We start from the raw sequence: 17680 nt of genomic DNA on the forward strand, positions 1-17680 counted from the left end.
GTCAGCTCCTGCGGTTGCCGCCGGTCAGGGCCTTGCCGGCCGGGATGCGGATGACGTAGCCGCCGTCGAGGGCGGAGGTGGCGTGGGCCGGGATCTCGACTCGCCACAGACGGGTGCCGGGAGCGTGCTGATCGTGAGCGGTGCCTGCGGCGGGTGCCTCCCAGCCGGCCTTCTCCTCGATCCTGACGTCGGCGTCGGAGGTGACCGGCACCCGCTCGCGCACCTCGACGGTGACGGGAACCGGGAGCCGGTTGGCCAGTTCCACGTGGACCCCGTGGGCGAGGACGGTCACGTTGTTGCGCAGCCCCGCGGTCGACTCGCGCAGGCTCGTACGGCGCGTGACCCCGATGGCCTCGTCGGTGCCCAGCCCCACGCGGCGCACGCCGCCGGGCGCGAGCGTGGGCAGCGAGGTGGTCAGCAGGAAGTGACCGTCCGCCGTGACCTCCAACGGACCGGCCAACAGCGCCTGGCCAGTGGTGTTGGAGAGCACCAGCGTCGTGTAGACCGCCTGTTCGACCGACGGGACACACAGGTACTCCGTCCGCAGGCCTACCGACACCTCGCCGACGGTGATCGTGTGCCACGTACCGTCCGAGGGGATGTCGGCGCGTGCGGCGGCCTCGTAGCGGTGGTCGAAGGAACCGGCCGACTCGCGCGGTCGCACGGCGTTCCCCGGCAGGGGCAGCGCGGTGACCGTCTCGGCGCGCCGTCGCTGTTCGGCCGCCACCGGGTCGAGGGCCGAGTCGGGGAACAGCCGTCCGCGGCGCTCCGGTTCCCCGTCGGGGCCTTCGAGGACCAGTGCCGCGTAGTCGAGTTCGGCACCGCTCGGCCGAGGTGGTCCGGTCACCGGGGTTGGTGACGGGGCGGGTACGGCCTGAGGAGCGGCTGCTGGGGGTGGTGCGGCCCGGCCGGGGGCCGCGGGAGCCATGGGGCGGGGTGCGGCGGGCGGGGCGCCGGTGCGTCGGGCACGGCTCCTCCCGTGGGCAGGGGAATGAGGGTGGCCGGAGGCCGAGTAACCGGGCATGGCCCCCTCGGGGTCTGCCGACACGCCGCCGGGTGGCGGCAGGGCGCCGGGAGGCGGACCGTAGCCGTACCCCGCCACGGACGGGGGAGGGAGCGGAACGGACTCGGATGCAGGAGCCTCGGGCGCCGCCGCGGCGGGGACGGCCACGGCGGAGCCGCCGATGCGCGGGCGCGGTCCCGCCGCGTCGTAGCCGCCGAAGAGATCGAGCAGCCCGCGCGGGGGTTCGCGCCATCCCGACGACGGGGGAGCGGGCTGCTCGCGTCCGATCCGGATCGATCGGAGCCGTGGCACGTCGGTGCGCCTTCGCAGATCGGCCGTGGCCAGCGAGACGCGGACGCCGGTCCAGTCCTCACCCGTGCGCTGGGCTACCGCCGCCCGCATCAACAGCCGCCCGTCGTTCCCGCCCCGGCGGTGGGTGAGGCGGTAGGCCGGCACCCAGACGGCGCCGGGCACCCCGTATTCCACCTCGACCTCGACTTCGACGTGTGTGTCACTGCTGCCCGTGAGGGCGACGACCGCGCACAGCGTGGTACCGGTCCGCGAGGCGGGGGCATCGGTGGAGGCACGGGCGAGCCTGTCGGAGGCGATGCCCAACTCGTGCTCGACCTGCCTCAGTTCCTCCTCCGCCTCGCGCAGGCGAGAGTGCAGCACGGTCAGTCGCTCGTCCACGAACCCGGCGAGGGCCAACCAGGCGTCGACGGGCGTGCGACGGTGCGGAGCCTCGTCCCCGCGGGGCGGCGGCACCGGGCGCAGGGCCGCCACCTCGTCGACCAGCCCCAGTTGCCGAGTCCGGCGGGCCTGGAGAGCCTCTCGGGCATCGCCGAGCCGTTCCACCTCACGCCGGAGCTCACCGATCGGGCGGCTGTCGAGCGGTTCCGCCTCGACGGCCACCCTCGCCTCGGTGACTCGCACGCCGCCGGCGCCGACGACCCGCACCCGCAGGGAACCCGGGTCCATCGAACGGGGCAGTCCGGTCACCCGCACCCGCCCGTCCCGGGGCACGCTGCCGCGGGCGAGCCGGCGGCAGAGGGCGCCCTGCGCGTACACCACCACCGAGTCCAGTGTCGACGCCCACCTCGGGACCGCCGCAGCCATCATGTGCTCCCCCACACGCCGTGTCAGTGCCGAGGGAACTCTATGCCGGATACCGGCCGTGAGTGCTCCGCCCGTTCGACCGGCCGCGGCCCGACCGCCTCCTCGCCCGAGGCATCTCAGCCATGAAGACGTCGTGTGTGCGGCGGTCGAGGGCGTCGGTATGGGCGCGTACGTCCCGGTACACCGCCTCCAGGCGCCGGTAGGGGACGTATCCGCGTACACGCCGAGACCGGCCGCCGACACATCGCCGCCCCCGGACCCGCGGCACCGGAGGCTTCGGCTCGGCGTGCCGGGATGCCGTGCACGTCGGCGTGGATGTCGCTCAAAGGGGCTGAGAGGGGGCCCGGATCGCTGAGATGTCGAACTGGAGCCGCACCTTCTCGCTGACCATGCTGCCACCCGCCTCGAGTCGCTGGTTGTAGACCAGCCCCCAGTCGCGGCGGTCGATGGTCGTCGTGCCGTCGAACCCCGCCCGCTCGTAGCCGAACGGGTCCCTGACCGAGCCGAGGTAGTCCAGCTGGAGGTCGACGGGCCGGGTCGTGTCGCGAATCGTGAGGTCACCCGTCATGCGGAAGCTTTCCCCGGCCTCGTGGACGGTCGAGGTGCTGCGGAACGTCATCTGCGGATACCGGCGTACGTCGAAGAAGTCCTTGCCGACGAGATGGGCGTCCCGCTGCTCCACGCCCGTGTCGACGCTGGCGACCCGGATGACGATCTCGGCCCGGGACTCGGCGGGCCGGGCGCCGTCGAAGTAGAGCACGCTGTCGTAGTCGGCGAACGCCCCGCGGACGGTCGTGACCATGGCGTGCCGCACGGAGAAGCCGATCCGGCTGTGCGGGCGGTCGATGGTCCAGTGCCCCGTCAGTGCGCGAAGCGCCGGGTCGAGCGTGGCGTCGGCCGCCGCGCCCTGCCCGCCGGACCGACCTGAGCCCACGGTCGGTGACGGCTCGACGACGGCGGTCTGGCGGCGGCTGAAGATACCCATGAGACGTGCCTTTCGAGTTGGAACACTTGGTTGTTACCACGGGGTTGGAGGGCCGGGCCCGGCAAGATGTGCGGCCTCGTCCGTGTTCCATGACGCCGCCCGGAAAGCTGCACAGGATCAACGGATTGAGTACGCGAACCTGGCCCGACTGGGTAGCCGCGCACATCCGGCGCGCCACCCAGCGGACCAACCGTCCTCCCACGCCCGAAGAACCCGCACCGATCCACGCGACCCCGGCTCCGTCCCGGACCCCTTCCCTGGCCGGGGCCCTCGGATGTGGCTGCGTCGCGCTCGTCGCCGCAGCCGTACTCGCCGTCGTGGTCCCGCTCATGTGGCAGAACCGTGACGCCAGCGACTTCCCCCGCGTCGGGCGCGAGGACATGGCGAGCCGTGCCTTGCAGAACTCCCGGCAGGCGTACGGGGTTCTGGGGTTCGAGCGTGCCGTGGAACCGGGGGTCGAGGATCGCGGCGTCGGCACGGAGAACACCTTCGGCTCCGGTGCCTGCTACGACGTCGGCTTGCTGGGCCTGCAGGACAAGGTGGTCGACGGCGCCTACCGGATGCACCACAGCTGGGCGGTGGATCATGTGCCTTCGAGCCGGGCCGTCCCCGGCCTTCGCCGGCTGCGGCAGCACCTGGAGGACGAGGGCTGGAAGATCAACACCCATCGCGAGGGCGGGAAGGCCGAGGAATGGCGCTTGTCCGCGGAGCGGGACCACGGGGACGAGCGGATGTCCTTCACCTGGGATCCGGACAGCGAGTACTTCACCGGCGGCAGCGGCGTACCCTGCGCCTACGATCCGGACCGGGACGTCGACTCCGCGGGCGCGGCCGTCGGCGGTCCCGTCCCGCCCGTCCTCCGGCCCGTGTGACGGCGTCGCTCCCGCCTGATCCCGCTCGGGCGGGTCCCTGCTCCGACCGAGGCCGAGAGCCCGCCCGCGCGTTGCGGAGGCGGACTATGCGGCGGGGTCCTCTTCCGCCTGCCGGACCGCGCGCTTGACCGCCCTCTCGACGGCATCCGCCGACCGGCCACTGACCGCGGCGTGATCGGCGATCGCCGCCCGGACGGCTCGGGTGGCCTCCTCCCAGGCCCGTTGCTGCACTTCGAACTCCTCGCCCTCGAGTCCGGCGAGCCGGGCACGCTGTTCGTCCGCCGCCCGCTCGAGGCTGACCAGATCCTGGGGGATGTCCACGCCGCCGATCCTAGGCTCGGACCATGCGGAGCCCCGGCGTCGACCCGCGGCAACCGACCGAGTTCCGCCGGCGGTGGCAGCGACCGCGGGTCGAGCGCTGGGCGCGGCACTCCCGCTCGACCGGTTCGACAACCCGGAGGAGCCGCCGTACGTCATCGCGGCTCCCTCGGGTCGTCCTTTCGTGTCCTCGTCTCCTCCGCGCCATGAGCCACGGAGCGAACGGCCCGCGTCGAGTGGTTCCGGCAACCGTCCCGGGGAAGAAGACCGTTCGCCCGGTCAGTCCCCGACCGGCACGGACCGCGACGCCGGTACCGATGCCCGTGAGGTGGCCGAGAAGTCGTCCTCGACCTCGGCCGCGCGACCCGGGAGCAGACCGGCAAGACCTGGTGAGCCGTTCCGTGGTTGCCCGCAGTTCGCGTTCGCGCCTGTTCCAACGGACCTCGCGCGGACGATGAGCGAAGGGGCAGGAGGCAGGGGAGGGGGCCGTCACTTCTTCGGAGGCGGCGGCCCCGTCGCTGTGCGCGCCCACGAGGGGGGCGTGGGAATGCGCTCTTCACTCGCCGAAGCGACGGCGCGCGTCCTCGATGTGGCCGAGGTACCGGTGGGTCCAGCCGCACATGGCGTCGACCGCGGTGCGCAGGGCGCGGCCCGGTTCGGTGAGCGTGTACTCGACGCGCGGCGGCACCGTGGGGTACACCTTCCGCTCCAGGAGGCCGTTGCGTTCCAGCATGCGCAGGTTCTGGGTGAGCATCTTGTGGCTGACACCCTCCACTTCGTCGCGCAGCTCGCTGAACCTCAGGGTGCGCTCACCGAGAGCCTCGATGATCAGGAGCGCCCACTTGTTGGCGACGTCCGAGAAGATCTCTCGCGCCAGGGAGTCCGCGCGCCTCAGGTCCGCGTCCTCGGGCAGGCCCTTGAGCTGCTGTTTGGTCACCATGACGTTCCTCAGTCGACGAGAAGTGCGTTCTTGCGGGTCTGGTTTCACTCTCCTGCAGTTCTTGAGTAACCACAAGAGAGCCAGGCCGGGTCCCTGCGGACACGGAGCCGTCCCGCGGCGCGGGGCGCGCGCCGGCCGGGGAGAAGTCGCTGGCGTCCTGTGCGGTCGGTGAACTACGTTGCGGGGATGACCGGGACGGCACTGCGCCACACACGGATCGGCAACCCGGCGCTCCTCTGAGCGCGGCACGGGCCGGTGTGTGCCCGTCGTCTCCCCGAGAATGCCGCGTCGCCGCGCGGGCTCCACCTCCGTCGTGTTGACCCAAGGCTCGACACATCCACCACGACAGGAGAGTTCATGCCCACCAAGACACTGCACATTCCCACCGCGGACGGCCGGGCCGACGCCTTCGCCGCATACCCCGACCACGGCAAGCGGCACCCGGGGGTGCTGATGTACGCGGATGGCTTCGGCATCCGGCCCACACTGTGCGAGATGGCCCGCGAACTGGCCGGACACGGGTACTACGTGCTCGTCCCCAACCTGCTCTACCGGCACGGCACGGCACCGGTGATCCAACTTCCCGCGCACATCGGGGAAGATGTGCGGCCCGCGGTCTTCGCCCAGCTGATGCCCATGATCGAGGCGCACACCACCGAACGGGTCCTGCGGGACGCCGACGCCTATCTCGATTTCCTCACGGGCCGGCCCGAGGTCGACGGCGGACCGGTCGCCGTGACCGGCTACTGCATCGGCGGCCTGCTGGCGGTGCGCACCGCCGCGGCTCACCCGGGGAAGGTGGCGGCCGCCGCCGGGTTCCACTCACCCGTCGTCGCCGACGGGCCCGACGGCCTGCACGGCCTGCTCTCCAGGATCACCGCCAAGGTCCATCTCGGCCACGCCGAGACCGACATGACGCCCGAGGCCCTCAGCGCGCTCGGCGAAGACCTGGCGGCCGCGGGGGTCGACCACACCTCAGAGATCTACCCCGGCACCGTCCACGGGTTCACCATGTCCGACACGGACGCCTTCGACCCCGCCGCGTCGCGGCTCCACTGGGACCGCTTGCTCACCCTCCTCGGCGCCACCCTGACCCGCGGCTGAAGCCGGGCCGGCGACGCGGCTCCGATCACGAAAGCCCGAAAAAGTTCGGATCCCGATGTCGAGAACGCGTGGCCGGCTCCGTCCCCGCAGTGAACGCGACCACAATGGGCCGCACCAGCACCGAGGAGACACACCATGGCCAAGTACCTGCTTCTCAAGCACTACCGAGGCGCCCCGGCTCCGGTCAACGACGTACCCATGGATCAGTGGACGCCGGACGAGATCTCGGCCCACATGCAGTACATGCGGGACTTCGCGGACCGGCTCGAGAAGACCGGCGAGTTCGTCGACGGTCAGGCGCTCGCCCCGGAGGGGACGTGGGTCCGGTACGACGGTGAGGGGCGCCCGCCGGTCACCGACGGCCCGTTCGCCGAGACCAAGGACCTCATCGCCGGCTGGATGGTGATCGACGTCGACAGCCACGAGCGCGCCGTCGAGCTGGCCGGGGAACTGTCGGCCGCGCCCGGGGCGGGCGGGAAACCGATCCACGAGTGGCTCGAGCTGCGCCCGTTCTACGGTGTGTCGCCCACCGTCACGGAATGACCTCGGTGATGGACGAGGCCCGGCTCAGGAGCCTCACGCCGAACGTGCTCGCCGTCCTCGTCCGCCGCGGAGCCGACTTCGCGGCGGCCGAGGACGCGGTACAGGAAGCGCTGGTGGAGGCGGTCCGCGTCTGGCCGATCACCCCGCCGCGCGATCCCAGGGGCTGGCTGATCACCGTGGCCTGGCGCAAGTTTCTCGACGAGACCCGGGCCGACACGGCCCGCCGCCGGCGAGAACACCTCGTCGACCACGAGCCGGGTCCCGGGCCCGCGACCTCGCGGGACGACACGCTCCAGCTGTACTTCCTGTGCGCCCACCCGTCGCTGACACCGTCGTCCGCGGTCGCGCTCACGCTGCGCGCGGTCGGCGGCCTGACCACCCGGCAGATCGCCCGGGCCTACCTGGTGCCCGAGGCGACCATGGCCCAGCGCATCAGCCGGGCCAAGCGCACCGTCTCCGGCGTACGGTTCGACCAGCCCGGTGACGTCGCCACCGTGCTGCGGGTCCTCTATCTCGTCTTCAACGAGGGCTACTCCGGCGACATCGACCTCGCCGCGGAGGCCATCCGGCTCACCCGGCAGCTCGCGGCGGCGATCGACCACCCCGAGGTGGCGGGGCTGCTCGCCCTCATGCTGCTCCACCACGCACGGCGCGCCACCCGGACCGCGCCCGACGGCAGTCTGGTGCCGCTCGCCGAACAGGACCGCGGCCGGTGGGACACCGCGTCGATCGCCGAGGGCGTCGCGATCCTCCAGGCGGCCCTGGCCCGCGACCGGCTGGGTGAGTTCCAGGCCCAGGCCGCCATCGCGGCACTCCACGCCGACGCGCCCACCGCCGAGGAGACCGACTGGGTGCAGATCGTCGAGTGGTACGACGAACTGCTGCGCCTCACCGACAGCCCGGTCGTCCGGCTCAACCGCGCGGTGGCCGTCGGTCAGGCCGACGGACCGCGCGCCGGCCTGGCCGCGCTCGCGGAGCTGGACGGCACGCTGCCCCGGCACACCGCGGTGGCGGCCTACCTCCACGAGCGCGACGGCGACCTGGCGACGGCGGCACGGTTGTACGCCGAGGCGGCCCGCAAGGCGTCCAGCCTCGCCGAGCGCGATCACCTGACACGCCAGGCCGCCCGGCTCAACGCCCGCGGGCGTGGCTGAACGGGACGGACCGCGCGCGGATGCGGCGGGGTGGACTCCCCGACGCACAACCGTCGTCGGCTCGGTGGCGGCGTGCGACGCGGCGGCGGGGCCAGGAACGCGGATGCATCACGGCCGTCGCGATGCCGGCCTCCGCCGCGGCGAGCGCTTCGCTCGCGGCGGGGCCTCCCAGGGGCGCGGAGCGCCCGCGGCCGTGGTCGACGCCGCGTCCGTTCCCGGGCGGCACCCGGCCGGTCGCGCCGGTAGTGTCACTGCGGAGCGGCACTTGCGCCCGACGGTACGGTCAGGTCGGTACCTCGGACGGGGAGTACACGTGAGTCCTGCCGCGATGCAGTCGCCAGATCTGCGGCTGAAGGCCGTTGCACGTCCACTGCCGCACGTTGGCGCCGGGCTCCCGCGAGCCCTCCGCCACGTCCAGGCACTGGGCGCCGGCGCGGGCGATCAGCCGGTAGTAGCCCCGGCCCACGCTCTCCAGCCTCCAGTCCTGTGCGGAGCTCCCGTTGCAGTACCACTGCCGGACGTTCGTACCCGGCGCCGTCGAGCCGTTCTCCACGTCCAGGCAGTGGCCGCTGTTGCGGCCGGTCAGGGTGAAGTGGCCCGCGTCACGGGCGCGCAGTCTCCAGTCCTGCGGACCCAGGCCGTTGCAGCTCCACTGCTGGACGTCGCCGCCGGCCGCCCGGGAGTCACCGGCGACGTCGAGACAGTGCCCGCTGTTGGCGTTCACCAGGCGGTAGAGCGCGCCGTCGACGATCCCGGCCGCGTCGCCGCTGCCGGTGAGGCCGCCAGTCGCGAAGTAGGCCCGGCACACCGTGCCGTCGAAGTCGGTGGCGATCTGCAGGACCCGGCGGCCGTCGGTCGACGGCAGCAGCGGGGAGCTGTAGTTCTCGCAGTAGTTCACCTCCGGGCTCGGCACGGTCACCGGTGACTCGATCTCGTACCACGGACCGCTGCCGTTCTCCGTGTTGACGAGGATCGTCCGGCCGCTTTCCGCCGCGGGAGTGCCGTCCCGGTTGAGGAGCCGCTGCCCGATCAGCAGCAACCGTCCGTCGGGAGCGCCGTCCGGTGACGGCGCCCAGGCGATGGTCGGCGCGGCGCGGAAGTACTTGCCGTCGACCGTCTCCGGGCGGAAGCCGAGCGATGCGGTATTCCCCCAGTCCCAGCCGTCGGCGGAGGTTCGCAAGTGCACCACGCACTGGTACTGGCCGCCGGGGTTGCAGATCTCGTAGCTCATGAAGTAGGTGCCGTTCGGCAGCTTCCGCACCACCGGCATGCCCGGGCGGTCGGCCGCCCAGCCACTCGCCACGGTGTCGTGGTGCCCCTCCCAGTGCACCCCGTCGTAGCTGCGGGCCGCGACGAGTTTCTGGCTGTGCCCGGGGTCCGTCTCGTCGGCGTAGTGGCAGACCAGCGCGCCGTCCTCGGCCACCGAGAACTCCGGTTCCCACAGGCCGCCCGTGCCGTTGGCCACGGCGCACGAGGACATGTGGAACCAGGTGCGTCCGACGTCGTTGCTGCGCCAGACCCGCAGCGCCATCCGCCGGTCCGCTTCGTCCTGGCCGGCGGACGAGGCCCAGAGCAGGGTGCCGGCCGGCATCGCGCCCACCTGTCGCGGCAGCTCGAACAACGTAGCGCAGCACAGGCCCTGACCTGCGGCGGACTCGGGATCGGACACCCTGCCGACCTCGCGGAAGGTCGCCCCGGAATCGGTGCTCTCGTGAATGGCGCCGACGCCGTTGTCGCCGTCGAAGGTGACGACACTGGCGAGGACGCGCCCGTTCGCCGCACCACTGTGTGCGAGCCGGACGGCACGTGGGTACAGCCCCGTACCCTCGCGCAACGGTGTGCCCGTGGCCGCGGTGGCGACGTCGTCGGCGGTGACCGGGGACGGCGCCGGTGCCTGCGGAGTGCTCGCGGCGGCCGGGACGGTGAGTCCCAGGGCCAACGGACCGGTCAGGGCCAGCAGCGCGAAGCGTGCGCACGCGCCGCGGACTCTCAGGAGGGTGTGTGACAGGACCAGGCGGAGGATCATCACGCTCTTCCCTTCTGCGGGAACGAATCCGCGCCAGGCTAGAGCGGTTGTACATCGATGTAAACGGTGTCGGCGGAGTCATTCGGGACGCGTACGCCACGTCGGTTTCGACCACGGCGGCGGCCGGCTTCCTGAAGAGTGCGCGCTCGTGCGCGATGAGTTCGGGTGTCTTCGGCCGTCTGCACCTTGTGAAGGACGGGGAGACGCCTTCTCCCACAGACTCAGGAGTCCTGGCATGACACCCAAGAACCCCAAGACCGAGCTCGACGCCCGCTACAGTTCCGCGCTCAACCCGCGCCCGGGTGCGGAGGCCGTCACCGCCACCGACTGGGCCGAGGCCCAGCGCCGACTGCGGGACGCCGAGCTCTTCTGGATCACCACGGTCCGGCCCGACGGACGGCTCCACGTCACGCCGCTGATCGCCGCCTGGCACGACGGCGCGCTGCACTTCAGCACCGGGCCGGGGGAGCAGAAGGCCAAGAACCTGGCCGGCGATCGCCACTGCGCACTCACCACGGGGAGCAACTCACTGTCCCAAGGTGTCGACATCGTGGTCGAGGGCACGGCGGAGCGGGTGACGGATCCGGCACGGCAGGACGAGGTCATCGCCGCGTTCGAGGCACAGTACGGGGATCACCTCCGCGCGCCGGAAGGAACCTTCTACGGCTTCGGCGACAGCATCCGCACAGGGAACGCCCTGCTGTTCGCGGTGACACCGGGCACGGCCTACGGCTTCGGGCACGACGGACAGGTGTTCAGCCACACCCGCTACACCTTCTAGCGGGTCGATCGGGTACGGCGCCGACAGCGTTCCCCCCGTGGCGCCGAGGCCGTCGGTGAGGGCGCCGAGGACCACAGGGCCGGCCCGGCGCCGGCGCGATGCACCACCTGATCGCCGCGGACACCGGAAAGGCCGCCTGATCGGCATCGGCATGGGCTACGGCCTCAGCTCGGTCACCACGTTCCTCCTGCTGCGCGCCGACCCGTACCACACGCCCCGGATCCTCACGTGGCTCTCCGGCACCGCCTACGGCCGCACGTTCTCCGACGTCGTACCGGTCGCGGCGGCCGTGGCGCCCGCCCTGCCGGTGCTGCTCGCCGTGCGAGGTCGGCTCGACCTGATCGCCGTCGACGAGGACACCCCGCGCATCGTCGGCGTCGGGGTGGAGCGCACACGCCTCGCCGCACCGGCGGTCGCCGCCGTGCGCGCGGCGCTCAGCGTCATCGCCGTCGGCGTCGTCTGTTTCGTGGGTCTCGTCGCCCCGCACCTCGGCGGTCAATGGTGGGCGCCCGGCACGGTCGCGCCATTCCGGTGGGCATGCTGCTGGGCGGGCTGCTGGTGTGCGTGGCGGACGCCCTCGGCCGCACGCTCATCGCCCCCGCTCAGGTGCCGGCGGGCCTCATCATCGCCCTGGGGCGGCGCCCCGTAATTCGTCCGGGTGCTGCGGCGGTCCCGCCGCTTCCGGGGCGCCGTGACCATCGGCTGCCCTCAGCGGGGCGGCGAGGACTCCTCCGGCCCGGCCGACGCGTAGCGACGTTCCCGGGTCAGCGTGCGACGCGGGGGATGCGCCTCTCCCAGGTGCGCCGGAAGACAACCTCCACGCCGTCGTGGCACACCACCTCGTTCGACGCGACGAAGTCCTCGGCGTCGCAGGTGATCTCCGACCGGGTCTCGACCCTTACGTCCCACGCACGCTCCGGCCGGCGCAGTCGCACGGTCCAGTCGGACCTGGCCCGTGCCGACAGGGGGTCGTCCTCCCTGATCGTGTAGGTCTCCAGGGCGTCCTCGGTGAACTCCAGGCCGTCCGGGTACACGCGGGTCCCTCCGTAGCGCGGATCCACCTCCAGGCGCCATTCGCCCTTGGCCACGTCGCGCACCACCCGCCGCTCCGGGCGTTCCTCCCCCGCGTTCGGCGGTGCGGTGACGCGCAGCGGCTCGGACTGCTCGGGGGGCTCGAAACGGATGCCGGCGTCCTCGGGGTGTTCCCCGCCGTCGCGCACCGGCAGCACGAGCGCGGAGCCGGCCGGTTCCAGGACGAAGCCGTCGTCGGAGCCCGCCTGCGGCCAGATCCACGGCCAGTAGGCGGAGGAGACGGCGAGACGGATGCGGTGCCCGGCGGGGAAGGTGTGCCCGATGCCGTTGAGTCGGAAGGTCACCGTCTCCGTGGCCCCGGGAGTCCAGGGCACGTTCCGGTCCCGGCCCTGACGGGCCGAGAGGTTGAGCGCGCCGCGGGTCACGAGGGTCGACGAGCCGTCCGGAGCCACGTCGCACAGCCGGGCGACGACCTGCCCGTACGGCACGTCCATCCGGAGGCGCAGGGTCACCTCGGGGCGGCCCAGGATCTCGACGGGCCCGTCGGCGACGGGGAACTCGAAGCACACCGAGCGGGCGTCCTCCTCCCGCTGGTCGGGCGGCAGGTCGGCATCGTTGCCGAAGGGGAAGAAGCGGCCGGCGTCGACGCCGGTGTGCTGGGGCGACCGTACGACGACCGGTTCACCGCCGAGGGCGTGGGGCGTCGGGGTGATGTACGGGGAGGGCCACGCGGGGTCGCCGACCCAGCGGCCCGGCAGTTCGGGGTAGACGGTGGCCGGGCGGTGCGAATCGCTGATCCAGGAGCGGAGCAGGGGTTCCTCCATGACGCCGGTGTCCCGGCCCTTGAGGTGGTGGTCCCACCAGCGCAGCGTCTCCTGCAGGAAGCCGATGGGCGGGCCCGGCGGCAGCCCGCGGTCCGGGTACTGGTGCGACCAGGGCCCGATCAGTCCGCGCACCCGGTCGTCCGGCAGGTGCTCCACGAGCCGGAGCACGGTGTCGCGGTACGGGTCGTGCCAGCCGCCGACGGCGAGGACGGCGGCGTCGATCGCGGAGTAGTCCTCGCAGACGCTGCCGTGCTTCCAGTAGTCGTCGCGGAGCTGGTGGGACAGCCAGGTGTGGATGAACGGGGCGACCGTCTCCAGCCGCCGCAGCCACATCTCCCGCCACTCGTCCCCGGCGTGCTCCGGGTCCGGCGGACGGCAGACGAAGGCGAGCATGGTGGCGGCCCAGGCGTGCATGTCCACCCCGAGCACCGAGCCGCCCATGTAGTGCACGTCGTTGTCGTACCGGTCGTCCGCGGAGCAGACGGTGACGACGGCCTTCAGCGGTTGGGCGGCGAGCGCGGCCACCTGGAGCGAGTTGAAGCCGCCCCAAGAGATGCCGAACATGCCGACGTTGCCGTTGCACCACGGCTGCGCGGCCAGCCACTCGACGACCGCGACGCCGTCGGCCAGTTCGGTGGCGTCGTACTCGTCGCCGGGCATGCCCTCACTGTTGCCGTGCCCGCGCACGTCGACTCGGACGGAGGCGTAGCCGTGGCCCGCGTACCAGGGGTGGCGCTGGCTGTCCCGGGGCGCGGTCCAGTCGCTGAGGCGGTACGGCAGGTACTCCAGCAGGGCGGGAACCGGCTCGTCGGTGACCGGCCGCCAGACGCGTGCGTAGAGGCGGGTGCCGTCCGGCAGGGGGATGCGGATGTCGTACTGGGTCGTCTCGTAGGGGAAGTCGGTGCGGATGCGCATGGGGAGGTACACCTTCCGGTGCGAGCCGGGTGGTCAGTGGTCGGGACGGGCGCGGTGGTCAGTGGTCGGGGCGGGCGTCCGGGGTCAGTGGACGGGGTGCATCGTGCGCCGGAGCCACGGTGCCAGGGCGACGACGGCCAGGCCGAGGACGACGGCGATCGCACCGTTGACGCCGAAGTACGCCGGGTGGGACACGTCGTCGTAGATCTTCACCACCTGGGCCTGGATGCCGTTGGCGAGGGCCAGGGAGAGGAACCACAGGGCCATGGTCTGGCTGGCGAACGATTTCGGCGCGAGCTTGCTGCTGGCCGAGAGTCCGGAGGTCTCCAGGAGAACGTCACCGAGGCCGAGCAGCAGGTAGGAGCCGACGATCCACCACGCGGCCATCCGGTAGTCGGTGCTCTGGTGGCCGACGGTGGGCACCACCATGAGCAGGAACGACAGTCCGCCGAGGATCACACCGAGCGCGATCTTGTTCGACGCGTGCGGCTGGCGGCGGCCCATCCGTACCCAGACGGCGGCGACCACGGGCGCCAGCGCCACCTCGAAGGCGCCGAGCGCGGAGGCGTACCAGCTGGAGGGGAAGTCGAACCCGACGACGCTGGTGTCCGCGTTCGTCGAGGCGAGCAGCATCATCGTCGAGTACGCCTGGAAGAGGATGAAGTTGAACACCACCGAGGCCAGGAAGAGCACGATGTAGGGACGCAGCCGCCCGCGTTCCTCCGCCGTGACCCGGGGGCTGGTGAACATGACCCGGAAGTAGACGACCGGCGCGAGGACCGAGACGAGCGTGAGGACGTCGACGAACCGTCCCATGGTGAGCCAGCCGACGCCCGCCAGGGTGCCGCACAGCGCGGCGAAGACAACGGCCCCGGCGACCGTCAGCCGCACGGCACGCCGCATGGCCGCGGGAGCCAGGGCGAACTCGGCGGCGTGCTTGCGGCCGGCGAGGTGTCGCCGCCCGGCGATGTACTGGATCAACCCCAGCGTCATGCCGAACGCGGCCGCCGAGAAGCCCCAGTGCCAGCCCTGGTGCTCACCGAGCCATCCGGTGATCAGCGGCCCGGCGAACGCGCCGATGTTGATGCCCATGTAGTACAGCGCGAAGCCCGCGTCACGGCGGTCGTCGTCGGTGCGGTACAGCTTGCCGACCATGGCGGCCACGTTGGGCTTGAGCAGTCCGGTGCCGGCGCTGATCAGGCCCAGGCCGACCCAGGTCATGGCGGCGGTCGGCACGGCCATGGAGTAGTGGCCGAGCGCGATGAGGACGCCGCCCCACAGGACCGCCCGGTAGGAGCCGAGGATGCGGTCGGCGAGCCAGCCGCCGCCCACGGACACGAGGTAGACGAGGGTGCCGTAGGCAGCCGACACGGACGCGGCGGTGCCGGCGTCCATCCCCAGGCCCTCGTTGGCCACCGTGTCGGCGAAATACAGGACCAGGATCGCCTGCATGCCCAGGAACGAGAACCGCTCCCAGACCTCCAGGGCGGACAGCGTGAGCAGGCCCTTGGGTTGTCCGAAGAAGGCGCGGTCGTCCTGAGACGGCGGCTGCTCGTCGGCGGCTGTCACGGGGTGGGCACGCTGCGTCATGGTTCCTGTCGTCGCTCGATGGGAGGGCTGGACTGCCGTGCGGCGGAGCCGGCTCGCCTGCGGAACGGAACACACGGCACCGTTCCGGGACGCTCTCGGTGACGTGGCGGGCAACCCCGGGTCGCCGGTCAGGAGATCAGGGATCATGCTCGCTTCGCAACTGCGTACGAGACCTGATGGGAGATTCGGCGGTGTGACCCTCACAGTCGCCGCACGCGCGGCACCCGGTCGGCAGAGCGCTCGGCGCGGCGTGTGGCGCCGGGATCGCGGCGGCCACCCGGGCGAGCGGGCCGGCGGGCGAGTGTCAGTGGCGGGTGTCAGGCTGAGAACACACAGGTTCTGCGAAGGGAATCGCCGTGATCACCACTGATTTCGCCTCCGGCTCGCCCTGTTGGCTGGACCTCGGGGTCCCCGACGTCCCGGCCGCCGCGGCCTTCTACCGCTCGGTGCTGGGCTGGGAGTACGAGCCCATGGGCGCGGGAGAGGGGCCGGAAGGCGGGATGTTCCGCAAGGACGGCAGGATCGTCGCCGGCCTCGGCACGCTCACCGAGGAGGGCGCTCGCCCGGCCTGGATGATCTACCACTCCGTGGCCGACGCCGATGCCACGACCCAGGCCGTGGAGCGCGCCGGCGGCACGGTGCGAGTGGCGCCGATGGACCTCGACGACTGGGGCCGGATGGCACAGTTCAGCGACCCGCTGGGCGGCCAGTTCGCCGTCTGGCAGCCGGGAGAGATCAAGGGTGTCGAGCTGGTGGACCAGTCGGGTTCGCTGTGCTGGACCGAGCTGTACACGAGCGACGCCGCGGCGGCCAAGGAGTTCTACGGCGGTGTGTTCGGCTGGCAGTTCGGTGACATGGAGATGCCGGGCGGCGGGGGCACGTACTCGCTCATCACCCCCGCCGGTCTCCCCGAGGAGCGCATGCACGGCGGCGTCATGCAGCTCAGGGAGCAGGACCTCGCCCTGGCGGGCGGCCGGCCGTACTGGCACCCGGTCTTCGCCGTCACCGACTGCGACGCCGCGGTAGCGGCGGTCACCAAAAGCGGCGGCAGTGTGCAGATGGGCCCGGAGGACGCGGAGGGCGTCGGCCGGCTGGCCGTCTGCCTCGATCCGGCGAACGCGGACTTCGTGGTGCTCCAGCCGAGCGAGAGCTGAACGGACCACTACCGAAGGTCGCCGCCGCCCGAACGCGGTGGCCGCCCCCGCCGAGGTGCCGAGTCCTCACGACGCCGAGGGTTTCGGTCCGCAGAACGCCGCCTCCAACGTGCCGCCGAGCGCCGTGTTCGCGTCGCCCCGATTCGACGTGTTCGCCATCGCTGCGAGGCTGCGGCTGCCGTCCCGTGTGGCGAACGCGTAGGTGTAGTAGCCCTGGACGGTGCCGGTGTGACCGTACACCTGGGCGCCGCAGGTCAGGTCGTAGCGTCGCAGGCCGAGCCCGTAGTGCCGGGTCTTCGTGGTGTCCGTGGGGAGGACGGTGGTCATGGCGTCCAGCACGCGGGGCGACAGCAGCCTGCCGCGCATCAGCGCGGTCATGAAGGTGTTGAGGTCGGCCGGGTCGGAGATGACCGCCCCGGCCGACTGCGCCCAGGACGCCGTCTGCTCCGTGGAGTCCACCAGCGCGCCCGCCTCGTCGGGGTGCAGGTACCCGCGCGCGTGCAGCCCCTCGATCCGGGTGTCGGGGTGCACGTACGAAGTGCTGCGCAGCCGCAGGGGTCCGACGATCCGGCGCTGGTACTCGCGGCCGACCGGATTGCCGGTGGCCCGCTCGACGAGCATCCCGGCCACCACGAAATTGGTGTTCGAGTACTTGTACGCCGCGCCCGGTTCGGTGGTGCGCGGCTCGCTGAGCGAGAGGTCCACGAGTTCCCGGTGGCCGAAGACCCGGTTGCGGACGGCTTCGAAGCCGGGCACGGTCGCGTGGAACATCTCGTCCGTGTAGTCGGCCAGCCCGCTGCGGTGGGTCAGCAGATGACGCACCGTGATCCGGTCGTCGGGCAGGAGCCCTGGCAGGTAGCGGTTGACCGGTGCGTCGAGCACGAGCCTGCCCTCGTCCACGAGCTGCAGCACGACCACGGCGGTGAAGGTCTTGCTGACACTGCCGACGCGGAAGCGCGCCCGGGTGTCCATGGCCGCGCCCGAGGCGCGGTCGCGGACCCCGGTCGTCCGGGCCCGGACCCCGTGCGGGCCGGTGAACCGGGCCATCGCACCCGGCGCCCCCTCGGCCACGGCGGCGCGCAGCGCAGCGGCCACCCCCGCCATGTCGGGGGCCGCAGCGGCGGCACGCGTCGAGGCGGGGGAGGCGGGGGCACCGTACGCGACGGGAGAGGAGGCCACGCCTCCGGCGAGGGCGGCGATCAGGGCGGCGCCCACGACCAGGCGGCGACGCGGTGATGACGGCACGTCATTCCTCGATTCATGAGCGATGCACGGCGGTGCCGGGTGCCGACGATCGGGCGGCTCCCGGTTCCGGCCAGTGTG

Annotated in this window: 14 protein-coding genes and 1 pseudogene; 7 read left to right on the plus strand and 8 right to left on the minus strand. The window is 72.2% G+C overall.

What is annotated here, in order from left to right; all coding sequences use genetic code 11:
* Position 1: 1 nt before the first annotated feature.
* Positions 2-2122: a DUF4139 domain-containing protein gene (locus tag IE142_RS13945; RefSeq protein ID WP_191886048.1), complete on the minus strand. Its 2121-nt coding sequence runs from the start codon at positions 2120-2122 to the stop codon at positions 2-4.
* Positions 2123-2441: 319 nt separating this feature from the next.
* Complete coding sequence (locus IE142_RS13950) at positions 2442-3104, minus strand: YceI family protein (RefSeq protein WP_191886049.1); 663 nt, start codon at positions 3102-3104, stop codon at positions 2442-2444.
* Between the two features lie 125 nt (positions 3105-3229).
* On the opposite strand from IE142_RS13950, the gene IE142_RS13955 reads away from it, so the two are divergent.
* Positions 3230-3976: a hypothetical protein gene (locus IE142_RS13955; RefSeq protein ID WP_191886050.1), complete on the plus strand. Its 747-nt coding sequence runs from the start codon at positions 3230-3232 to the stop codon at positions 3974-3976.
* 84 nt (positions 3977-4060) lie between these two features.
* Here the strand turns inward: IE142_RS13955 and IE142_RS13960 are convergent, their stop codons facing one another.
* Positions 4061-4297, minus strand: a complete 237-nt coding sequence (locus IE142_RS13960; protein ID WP_229830451.1) for a hypothetical protein — start codon at positions 4295-4297, stop codon at positions 4061-4063.
* A gap of 553 nt (positions 4298-4850) precedes the next feature.
* Positions 4851-5234, minus strand: a complete 384-nt coding sequence (locus IE142_RS13965; RefSeq protein ID WP_191886051.1) for a winged helix-turn-helix transcriptional regulator — start codon at positions 5232-5234, stop codon at positions 4851-4853.
* A 357-nt stretch (positions 5235-5591) separates the two neighbouring features.
* On the opposite strand from IE142_RS13965, the gene IE142_RS13970 reads away from it, so the two are divergent.
* The 3 genes from IE142_RS13970 (at position 5592) to IE142_RS13980 (ending at position 8035) form a co-directional block, all read left to right on the plus strand.
* Positions 5592-6338 carry a dienelactone hydrolase family protein gene (locus IE142_RS13970; RefSeq protein ID WP_191886052.1) on the plus strand — a complete coding sequence of 249 codons (747 nt, stop codon included), beginning with the start codon at positions 5592-5594 and terminating at the stop codon, positions 6336-6338.
* A 135-nt stretch (positions 6339-6473) separates the two neighbouring features.
* Positions 6474-6881: a YciI family protein gene (locus IE142_RS13975; protein ID WP_043376585.1), complete on the plus strand. Its 408-nt coding sequence runs from the start codon at positions 6474-6476 to the stop codon at positions 6879-6881.
* A gap of 8 nt (positions 6882-6889) precedes the next feature.
* Positions 6890-8035, plus strand: coding sequence for an RNA polymerase sigma factor (locus IE142_RS13980; protein ID WP_191886187.1), 1146 nt, complete (start codon positions 6890-6892; stop codon positions 8033-8035).
* Between the two features lie 283 nt (positions 8036-8318).
* On the opposite strand, the gene IE142_RS13985 is transcribed toward IE142_RS13980, so the two are convergent.
* Positions 8319-10061: an RICIN domain-containing protein gene (locus tag IE142_RS13985; protein WP_191886188.1), complete on the minus strand. Its 1743-nt coding sequence runs from the start codon at positions 10059-10061 to the stop codon at positions 8319-8321.
* Positions 10062-10296: 235 nt separating this feature from the next.
* Here IE142_RS13985 and IE142_RS13990 point away from each other — a divergent pair, with 235 nt between their 5' ends.
* Together IE142_RS13990 and IE142_RS13995 are read left to right on the plus strand one after the other, a co-directional pair.
* The gene (locus tag IE142_RS13990) at positions 10297-10842 is read left to right on the plus strand and encodes a pyridoxamine 5'-phosphate oxidase family protein (protein WP_191886053.1); all 546 of its coding nucleotides are present in this window, start codon (positions 10297-10299) and stop codon (positions 10840-10842) included.
* Positions 10843-10978: 136 nt separating this feature from the next.
* Positions 10979-11518 (plus strand): annotated as a pseudogene (locus tag IE142_RS13995) (iron chelate uptake ABC transporter family permease subunit); the annotation flags it as partial.
* 88 nt (positions 11519-11606) lie between these two features.
* On the opposite strand, the gene IE142_RS14000 reads toward IE142_RS13995, so the two are convergent.
* Both IE142_RS14000 and IE142_RS14005 read right to left on the minus strand, forming a co-directional pair.
* The gene (locus IE142_RS14000) at positions 11607-13613 is read right to left on the minus strand and encodes a CocE/NonD family hydrolase (RefSeq protein WP_191886054.1); all 2007 of its coding nucleotides are present in this window, start codon (positions 13611-13613) and stop codon (positions 11607-11609) included.
* Positions 13614-13697: 84 nt separating this feature from the next.
* A complete protein-coding gene (locus IE142_RS14005; protein WP_191886055.1) occupies positions 13698-15203 on the minus strand; it encodes a peptide MFS transporter in 1506 nt (501 codons plus the stop codon).
* 356 nt (positions 15204-15559) lie between these two features.
* Here IE142_RS14005 and IE142_RS14010 point away from each other — a divergent pair, with 356 nt between their 5' ends.
* A complete protein-coding gene (locus tag IE142_RS14010) occupies positions 15560-16357 on the plus strand; it encodes a VOC family protein (RefSeq protein WP_191886056.1) in 798 nt (265 codons plus the stop codon).
* A gap of 66 nt (positions 16358-16423) precedes the next feature.
* On the opposite strand, the gene IE142_RS14015 is transcribed toward IE142_RS14010, so the two are convergent.
* Positions 16424-17602: a serine hydrolase domain-containing protein gene (locus IE142_RS14015; RefSeq protein WP_229830454.1), complete on the minus strand. Its 1179-nt coding sequence runs from the start codon at positions 17600-17602 to the stop codon at positions 16424-16426.
* Positions 17603-17680 lie beyond the last annotated feature (78 nt).

Origin of the sequence: Streptomyces mutabilis (assembly GCF_014649815.1) — a bacterium.
Taxonomy (GTDB): domain Bacteria; phylum Actinomycetota; class Actinomycetes; order Streptomycetales; family Streptomycetaceae; genus Streptomyces; species Streptomyces mutabilis.

Coding starts and splice junctions, on each gene's coding strand:
- IE142_RS13945 (WP_191886048.1), bottom strand. CDS start 2,122: ATGATGGCTGCGGCGGTCCCGAGGTGGGCGTCGACACTGGACTCGGTG.
- IE142_RS13950 (WP_191886049.1), bottom strand. CDS start 3,104: ATGGGTATCTTCAGCCGCCGCCAGACCGCCGTCGTCGAGCCGTCACCG.
- IE142_RS13965 (WP_191886051.1), bottom strand. CDS start 5,234: ATGGTGACCAAACAGCAGCTCAAGGGCCTGCCCGAGGACGCGGACCTG.
- IE142_RS13970 (WP_191886052.1), top strand. CDS start 5,592: ATGCCCACCAAGACACTGCACATTCCCACCGCGGACGGCCGGGCCGAC.
- IE142_RS13975 (WP_043376585.1), top strand. CDS start 6,474: ATGGCCAAGTACCTGCTTCTCAAGCACTACCGAGGCGCCCCGGCTCCG.
- IE142_RS13980 (WP_191886187.1), top strand. CDS start 6,890: ATGGACGAGGCCCGGCTCAGGAGCCTCACGCCGAACGTGCTCGCCGTC.
- IE142_RS13985 (WP_191886188.1), bottom strand. CDS start 10,061: ATGATCCTCCGCCTGGTCCTGTCACACACCCTCCTGAGAGTCCGCGGC.
- IE142_RS13990 (WP_191886053.1), top strand. CDS start 10,297: ATGACACCCAAGAACCCCAAGACCGAGCTCGACGCCCGCTACAGTTCC.
- IE142_RS14000 (WP_191886054.1), bottom strand. CDS start 13,613: ATGCGCATCCGCACCGACTTCCCCTACGAGACGACCCAGTACGACATC.
- IE142_RS14005 (WP_191886055.1), bottom strand. CDS start 15,203: ATGACGCAGCGTGCCCACCCCGTGACAGCCGCCGACGAGCAGCCGCCG.